The 7,433-nt window shown below is 57.6% G+C and carries 11 protein-coding genes and 1 pseudogene; 6 read left to right on the top strand and 6 right to left on the bottom strand.

The annotated features are described in order from the left end of the window. Positions 1–189 precede the first annotated feature (189 nt). The 3 genes and pseudogenes from AC0L3D_RS35475 to AC0L3D_RS35465 form a co-directional block, all read right to left on the bottom strand. A pseudogene (locus AC0L3D_RS35475) lies at positions 190–322 on the bottom strand (peptidase M14); the annotation flags it as partial. 162 nt (positions 323–484) lie between these two features. After that, positions 485–1,123, bottom strand: coding sequence for an SGNH/GDSL hydrolase family protein (locus tag AC0L3D_RS35470; RefSeq protein WP_473532944.1), 639 nt, complete (start codon positions 1,121–1,123; stop codon positions 485–487). 356 nt (positions 1,124–1,479) lie between these two features. Continuing rightward, on the bottom strand, positions 1,480–1,800 hold the full coding sequence (locus tag AC0L3D_RS35465; protein WP_473647398.1) for a DUF892 family protein: 321 nt from the start codon (positions 1,798–1,800) through the stop codon (positions 1,480–1,482). Between the two features lie 659 nt (positions 1,801–2,459). Between AC0L3D_RS35465 and AC0L3D_RS35460 the strand changes: the two genes are divergently transcribed. The 4 genes from AC0L3D_RS35460 (at position 2,460) to AC0L3D_RS35445 (ending at position 3,870) form a co-directional block, all read left to right on the top strand. Next, positions 2,460–2,645, top strand: a complete 186-nt coding sequence (locus AC0L3D_RS35460; RefSeq protein WP_128248506.1) for a hypothetical protein — start codon at positions 2,460–2,462, stop codon at positions 2,643–2,645. A gap of 164 nt (positions 2,646–2,809) precedes the next feature. After that, positions 2,810–3,307: a Crp/Fnr family transcriptional regulator gene (locus tag AC0L3D_RS35455; RefSeq protein WP_473630420.1), complete on the top strand. Its 498-nt coding sequence runs from the start codon at positions 2,810–2,812 to the stop codon at positions 3,305–3,307. 12 nt (positions 3,308–3,319) lie between these two features. Continuing rightward, positions 3,320–3,568 (top strand): helix-turn-helix domain-containing protein, encoded by a 249-nt coding sequence (locus AC0L3D_RS35450; RefSeq protein WP_473647397.1) that lies wholly within the window; start codon positions 3,320–3,322, stop codon positions 3,566–3,568. Then, the gene (locus tag AC0L3D_RS35445) at positions 3,568–3,870 is read left to right on the top strand and encodes a DUF6894 family protein (RefSeq protein WP_473630418.1); all 303 of its coding nucleotides are present in this window, start codon (positions 3,568–3,570) and stop codon (positions 3,868–3,870) included. The genes AC0L3D_RS35450 and AC0L3D_RS35445 overlap by 1 nt, the downstream gene beginning before the upstream one ends. 59 nt (positions 3,871–3,929) lie before the next feature. Here AC0L3D_RS35445 and AC0L3D_RS35440 read toward each other — a convergent pair whose 3' ends face one another. Both AC0L3D_RS35440 and AC0L3D_RS35435 read right to left on the bottom strand, forming a co-directional pair. Next, entirely contained in the window at positions 3,930–4,121 is a 192-nt protein-coding gene (locus AC0L3D_RS35440; protein WP_287242471.1) for a hypothetical protein, read from the bottom strand. 17 nt (positions 4,122–4,138) lie between these two features. Beyond that, positions 4,139–4,354: a hypothetical protein gene (locus AC0L3D_RS35435; protein ID WP_023803428.1), complete on the bottom strand. Its 216-nt coding sequence runs from the start codon at positions 4,352–4,354 to the stop codon at positions 4,139–4,141. 540 nt (positions 4,355–4,894) lie between these two features. Between AC0L3D_RS35435 and AC0L3D_RS35430 the strand changes: the two genes are divergently transcribed. After that, entirely contained in the window at positions 4,895–5,074 is a 180-nt protein-coding gene (locus AC0L3D_RS35430; RefSeq protein ID WP_287242472.1) for a hypothetical protein, read from the top strand. 633 nt (positions 5,075–5,707) lie between these two features. Here the strand turns inward: AC0L3D_RS35430 and AC0L3D_RS35425 are convergent. Next, positions 5,708–6,040 (bottom strand): KTSC domain-containing protein, encoded by a 333-nt coding sequence (locus tag AC0L3D_RS35425; protein ID WP_473647396.1) that lies wholly within the window; start codon positions 6,038–6,040, stop codon positions 5,708–5,710. 360 nt (positions 6,041–6,400) lie between these two features. On the opposite strand from AC0L3D_RS35425, the gene AC0L3D_RS35420 reads away from it, so the two are divergent. Continuing rightward, a complete protein-coding gene (locus AC0L3D_RS35420) occupies positions 6,401–6,967 on the top strand; it encodes a DNA-3-methyladenine glycosylase (protein ID WP_473532990.1) in 567 nt (188 codons plus the stop codon). Positions 6,968–7,433 lie beyond the last annotated feature (466 nt).

Below are 7,433 nucleotides of genomic sequence, written 5' to 3'. Positions count from 1 at the left end.
ATCGTGGCACCTCCGCCAACAATGAATCAGCCGCTCACCATCAATTCAACCTGATTAATAGGTCCTGACCCTAGCTGGCTCCTCCCGGTGTTCAACAACGAACGCGATCCGGACCTTTCGTTCGAGCAGATTTACACCCCGCTGCCACCGTGACCCAACGGGAGTACCTCGTCCCGCTCTCATTTGATCAACGCTGCCTGTGTATTCAGCGACCACTTCGCCGAAGCTGTTGCGCTGGATGGCCACCTTTTGTCAGGCCTTCGACCTTGTCGTTGAGCTTGACCAGATGCTCGACAAACCCGCCCTGGGACAGGTGAGGAAAGCACGTTGAGAAGATCGCGATTGGCTAGGGGGTGGATTACAGGACGCATGTTCTGGCGCAACCGCAACTTCCAGAGTGTCGCCGGCTATGTCCGCTTCAGGCGATGGCAAAGCTGACCTTAACGGCCTAACGCGGCGCATTAGCGCAGCCAATTCCAGCTCTCTAGCGAACGATCAGTTCGGCGCGCCCGCTTCGGAATTCGTGCTTGGTAAGAAATGAAACGATCGCTGCAGCGATTTTGCCGCCGCCCTGTTCCGAAGGCTCGATGGCGCTGGCAAAGTCGGCCTCCTCGTCGCAGATAATGCGAAGGTCGATCACTGGAACGCCCCGCCCAGCGGCTGCTCGTGTAATGCAGTCATTGAGGACCGACAGGGCCGTTACCGCAATGCGCCTCTCTTCAGGGTTCGGATACCGGACGTCGTAGATCGTACAAACGGCGGTGGGCAGCTTGACAGCCAGAACGGCATCCAGCGTCGACCGATACTCCAGGCAAAACTGCTCTCTTATTTCGGCCAGTCTTAGCAGGGCGTCGGCGACGGACCGCGACGGAGCGTCCAGAACAGAGGAAACGCCGAGCGCGTCGTTACCTCCCATGCTGACCACCAGATGAGTGGCGTCAGCCGGCAGACTGTCCAGCTGCTGGCGCACCCCTGCCATGACGCTGCCGTCGACGGCGAGCAGGTCGGCCGACCACCCGATCGGAAGCTGACGCACCAAATGGGCCAGTACATCTGCTCCGCCGGTCACATAGGCGCGATTGTCAAAAACTGAATCGCCAAGAAGCACAATTTTATTCGTCATACCCGCATCCTCGGCGAGAATGGCTTGTATGGGCGCGAATGCCGGTCCCGCCGCGCGGCCAGCAGGAAGCTCCTCCGCGATATCGGGGACTTCACCAGACTTGCGTCTCCATGGGGCTCTCGCTCGCCAAGTAGTTAGCGGCGAGGCCGTGGACGGCAACACTGTCCGAATAAACGCCAGGCGCCCCCAAACGATTGGTTGCCATGTTGCATTCAGCGCCATTGCTGGGAGCATCCCGGCTGCGGCAAGAATGCCGGAAGGGCTTTCCGTAAGCCGCGGCAGCCATCCCACTGGTTCTGTTTCGAGCACCGTGCCGAAGGCGAGCTTTTTCTGTAGACGGCAATTGTCCGCCTATGTCACCGTTTCGCCGTGTCAGAATCCCGCTCGTCGCGTCTGAGGAACTCGGTGGTGACCGTGCCGAGTCTGTTTTCCAGCCAATCAGCCATCGCCTCTTCTTCGCGCAGGTTCTCTTTGCACGCGCTTTGGGTTTCGGAATCGCCAATCTCGCCGGCTGCGGCAATGAGCATCTTATAGCTGGCGATTTCCATATGCTCGAACGTGTAGCTGGCCAGCGATCCTTTCATCACCTCGTCGCCTGCAAAAATGCCCCTGATGTTCTGTCCGAATGCGATTAGCTTACCGCCGGCATCCGTCAGCGTCGAAGATCCGTCGCCAATCCGGTCGAGGCATTGTTCGAGACGTTTTGCCTGTTGTCTCGTTTCTTCGAGATGCGAATCTCGGGATAGTTTCCAGACGCTCGATTTGGCCGCTCAAAATGGTCTAGGCCTGTTCTTCCATGGCGAGAGCGTCGCGCAGCCACTGCACCAGACGTTCCTTGGGCTCTGTCATGTCCGTCTCCGTTGGTCAGCATAGTTTTACTGCCATCGCAACATCGCCGCAGACCGTTAGTTCCGTCGAGTGGATCGTGCCAAACGATGAGCGCGCAATGATCCGGGCCGGCCGGCCGTTCTAGATGCGTGATAGTCGACTGCAGGAAAAGCCTTAAAGCTTCGGCCTTAGATCGCGGCGCAAGAGACGCGCTTCTCTCAGGATCGAGGCACGATCGACGCCGATGAGCGATGCAATGTCGCGTATCTGCTGCTCAGTAGCACCGGATTCCCGCGCAAGTGAGCGTACAAAGTCGTCTGTCGGGCGGACCCGCCCTGCTTCTTCTGCCATCAGACAATTGCCTTACGTTTGGGGCAGGATTCCGATGGTCGCTCCCAAGCGTCAGCGCCCATTGTGCGTGGCTGGCGATCTCATATTGTACCGACTTGCATAGATGTTAGCCAGCTGGAAGCGTCTTCGCAGCCGTGAATGTATTGCGGGAGCGGAAATGAGATATCGGACCAACAACGAAGGCACGGGATATCGAGGCAAGGACCACGACCAGCCAATCAAGCCCGAGGCGGAGCATTTCGAACACTGCCCTATATGCGGGCAGGATTTCGACATGCGCGATCTCGGCCAGGTGCTTCACCATGCGGGGGCGGAGCACCAACCGGTTCCGGTAGACCAGTAGACCGGCCTATTCGTCGCTGAAACCCAGCAGTGATGCGTGGCGTATGTGGCTGTGATCGCCTCGGAGATGCTTGATGCGCAGCTTCATACCGGGCGTGTCGACCTCTTATCCGCATCAGCAGCGTGGAACATCTGCGGCGAATGCACGTTCGGCAGGTAACGCCCATGGAGGTAACCAAGTCCTTGTGTCCAGCTTTCTCCTCGGATGTGCTCATCCGCAAGCTGCGTCGCGTCGCTGACATCAGCGATGATGACGCCGCAGCCTTAGGAGGCCTCACGATTCAGGAGAAGGATGTTCCGGCTAACAGGGAAATCGCCTTAGAAGGCGATCGACCAACCAACTCATTTGTCGTCTTGGACGGCGTGGCATGCTCATACAAGCACACTGGTGCGGGAAAGCGGCAGATCACCAGCTTCTTTGTCGCAGGCGATCTCCCGGATCTGCACGGCATCCATCTGGCAGTTATGGATTGCAGCTTCTCGAGCATGACACCAGGCAAATTGGGCTTAATCCGCCACAGCGCTCTTCGCTCGATTTGCGAACAGCGCCCGCGTGTTGCAACCGCGTTCTGGCGATCGACCCTGATTGACGCTGCGATCTACCGGGAATGGGTCACCAACGTCGGGAGACGGGACGCCTACGCTCGCACGGCACACATGTAATGCGAACTCATCGTGCCGTTGCGGTTTGCAGGACGCATTGAGGACCACGTCGCGGATTTACCGATCACCCAGGCAGCACTTGGTGATGCGGTGGGTTTGTCCGCGGTTCACGTGAACCGCACGCTTCAGGCGCTACGAGGTGACAGGCTGATCGCCACGTCAGGTACAAAGTTGCGTGCTCTCGATTGGCCGGGTTTGGTTCAGGCAGGGGAATTCGATCCGACTTACCTGCACCAGAAGGACCGTGACGTGGCATTCTGATGACGGAAGCCGATATGCCAAGATATTTCTTTGATAGCGGCGATCACCAGCATCTCGTGGAAGACAACACGGGTCTGGAATGCGAGGGGATTGAGGCAGCGCGCAATGCAGCCGTCGAAGGATTGACTGAGCTGGCAAGAGACGAACTGAAAGGTCCCGATGGGCAGCAACTCATCATGGATATAAGGGACGAGAGTGGCAGAAAGGTTCTGAGGCTTAGCCTGTCCCTGGTGATCGAACCGCTTGAGGTAAATGCCGTCTCGCCGACATCCAACAAAGATGAACCTCGACGTCGCGCTTGAACCATGCGGAGCCGGAGCACCAGCCGCTGGTAGTTGTGCAGTGAACGAAGACCGGGCTTTTAGCCGACCTCGCGGATCTGGGCGATGCGGGCCTTACCGAGCGATACGAACAGGCGCTCTAGAAGGCCTTCGTCCACTTCGGAAGCCAGGCCGAACCGCCGGTCGTGCTCAACGATCCTGTCCTGGATCGACACAAGCGTTTCATACCGAGCGACAAGGCTCGTCAGGACTTCCTGATGGTGGGAAGTCATGTGCTTTTCTTTCCGCGCTACAATCGGGCATATAGTCGAAGGCGTTCGTAAAGAACTGCCTCGTCAAATTCGCCATCTGAGAAAAGTTCCATTGCGATCACGCTCAGGCGCTCCGCCTGCTCGCTACCGACGGGAATACCTTCCTCAACGCGAACACGATCAAAGACCTGCTTCAACAAAGTCAGGTCACTAGGAAAGGCAATGCCACTCTTTGCAGTCTTAAGGCTGACCATATGTCTTTCCTCCCATTTGGGGCGGAAACGCGGTGGTCGCTCACAGCCAGCGATGCCCGTTGTCTATCGCCGATGAGAACACATTACCGCGATCGGCGCGTAGCGTCTTGAAAATAGCGCCTGAAGGTTTCTGCCCGTCCGTTCCATGCTGCCCGGGAAACGACAACAATCACGGTTGAAAGACAAGCAGTGCGACGGCGAGGCATGGGGAACCAGAACAACGGTAGGGCGTGATCCAAAAGCCTGGATCTGCAAAAGCGGCCATTTCGCTGAGCAGTTGCCTGCCGGCGAAACACATGCGCCTAGTGTTCGGTGCGAACAATAAAGCCCGCGCCCCACGAGGAAAGGACGCGGGCCGATCGGTGCATCTCCGATCTGCAGCCCATCGTTGGGAGGGAACAAGATTGCTGCACTTCCCGAACATTCATCTCAAGCATGTGTTCCAGAGAAAGCGAAATATGCCTGGAAAGTTTGCGCCATTTATCGCAACAAAACCCTCCCGCCGGCGTTCCGGTTCAATCCAAGTGCAAAAGGCTCACCATGGGCGAGGAAGAAAAGTCCGACCGCGACCGAATGACGGATTTCCAGGCGCAGTTCCTCGCCAAGGAAGCCGGAATAACTGAAGCTCAAGCGCGCGAGCTGATCAAGTTGATCGGCACCGATCGGGCATCACTACTTCGGGAAGCTCGGCTACTGAAAAGCCGGCTGAAGCCGCCTTAAGAGCATTCACAATGCTATCCATATGGGACAATTTTGAATAGAACCGGCTCGATTGAATGAGGGTCGCGCGCGAGCAGATATCGATGATCTTCGCCAGACGATAAACGATACCCGCTGCCCTAATACTGGCACCCGTAAGCTGTTGGATCGCATTGCCGCAGACGATACGCTGAGCAGTAATCAAGCGCCTAAAATCCCGCACCCCAAATCGCACAGCATTCCACGCTCGACCTTTGCACATCGGCCGTCGATTCACGCGGCCTGCGGAGAGGACCGCGGCTGATTGTAGGGCGCAGGTGCAGCGTGCCATCTACGACTTCTTGGTCTTCGAATTCCTCTTCGGTTTCGGTGCCGATGCAGCAGGGAGAGCTGTCTCGGCTTTAAGTCGTTGCTCCCGCAGCCGAGCCGTCTTTGCGTCTCGTGCGACGCGCTCAACGTCTGTTAATGCCCGCGCAGCATCCGAAGTGCGCTCCTGTCGGTCGTATTTTTCTTTATCGGTTAAGCCATGCCTTTCCCGCATTGTTGTACCTCGATCTTGTACGGCGCTTTTGTTGGCGCCCGAACGATTGTCGCCAGATCGTGTTCCCCCCAGACAACAAAAAAGCCCGCCGCACCTTTCGGCACGGCGGGCGATCAGTCGTTTGCACAGTGTGGGCGGGGATCGTAAGAAAATCCTACGCGCGCCGGCTGCGCTGCGTCCACCAAACGGCAGTTGGAATGTTTCAACAGCTTGCCGTTATCCCGCATCGTTGCCGGCCGCAACCTGACGGTACCGGAAATGATTGCGGATGTGCTCGTTGAAAAGCGGCCCTTGGCAAAGGCGGCTTTGACCGCGGCGAAGGTCTCCGGCGGCACGTCCTCAAATTCGTATCGTTTGCCGCTGGCGACGAACCACACCGAGAGGATTCTGCTGTCGGGATCGTAGGCCATTTTTCGTATCGACGTCGATGGCATGATATGGCTCATCAAAAGTCTTCAACGATCGCAGAGCCTGTCACGTTCCCTTGTGATGTTGCTCCCAAGCAGCGCACGAGGATTTGCTCCGGCCACCTAACGCATCGCGGTATCGCAAACGCGGCAGGCACGGTCTTCCGGCTCTGTCTTTTCTACGCCAGCAGCGAATTTTGACCTTCCAATCACTTCGACCGCTTGGGCTAGGCGCTGTTGAATAGCCAATCGACCCTCATACATAGGCGATCAGACCTATCCGAGTTCAGCAGGAAGCGCCGCGATGGTGATGATCGCGAGTTTGGCCTTGGTGGATTGGCCTTTTCCAGCCGGAGCGGGAATGTTCTTGTTCGCCCCACGTTTCGGCGCGGTCGAGATCTGGTGCAGGCGTTGATCACGAACCGCCAGTTCTTTGCCCGGGACGCCTGCGTTGTCGCTCGCGATATGATTGGCGCCACGCTTCTTGTGCACGGCGTGGGCGGGATTGTCGTCGAAACGGAAGCCTATCGCGCCGATGACCCCGCCTCACACAGTTTTTGTGGTCGGACTTCGCGAAACAGCGCAATGTTCGGCGCCGCAGGGAGCGCTTACGTCTATCGCTCCTATGGTCTGCATTGGTGCCTGAATGCCGTCTGCCTTCCCGGTAGTGCTGTCCTTGTGCGCGCGATCGAACCGCAATCAAAGCTCGACCTGATGCGGGCAAATCGCGGAGTTGATGACCTTCGACGTCTTTGTTCGGGACCCGGTCGCCTTTGCCAGGCGCTTGCTGTCGATGCATCTTATGACGGGCTGCCATTGGACGAGCTTCCGTTCCAGTTCAAGCTGCCGTCAGGAGCCAGAACCAGCTCCATCTTGACGGGACACCGGGTCGGGATCTCCAAGGCTGTCGATCTCGAGTGGCGGTTCGGACTGGCAGGCTCGTCGTACTTGAGCCGCAAGTTTTGAGTTGCCTCTGCACGAGTAATCGCCTGGGGGTGAGTTCGTGTAATTAGCGATGTGCCGGCACCCTTGCGCGATACTTGGTTGGCCCGCGATTTCGACCAGCTTCAAACGTCAGGAGGCGATGGAGCCTAGCTCTCAAGCGATGGTCGATTGCATGTTAGAGACGGCTGGACGCGCCGAGAGAGGCGCAGCTCGCGATCGCCCACGCCTATCCGCGCCGGCCGGCCGCGAAATGTTAAAACGCAGTCAGCCGACCACCACGATTGGCTGAGATGGTATAAAGCTGGTTATTCTCATTGTTGCTCGAACAAGCCACTGAAGGTCCTGAACAGGGGAGTATTGCTATTAAATAAACTCGTCGCATGTGGATGGCGCAGTGTTCTGCAGTCGCTGGATGTTTGTTTGCGGGCGCAGGTCTGCACCTGCATCCTTTGGCGCTTTCATACGTTTGCCCGCGAAGAAGATGCTC

This window comes from Mesorhizobium sp. WSM4837 (genome assembly GCF_055811435.1).
The sequence above is the reverse complement of the archived record's forward strand: the minus strand, read 5'-3'. Positions and strand labels throughout refer to the sequence as shown.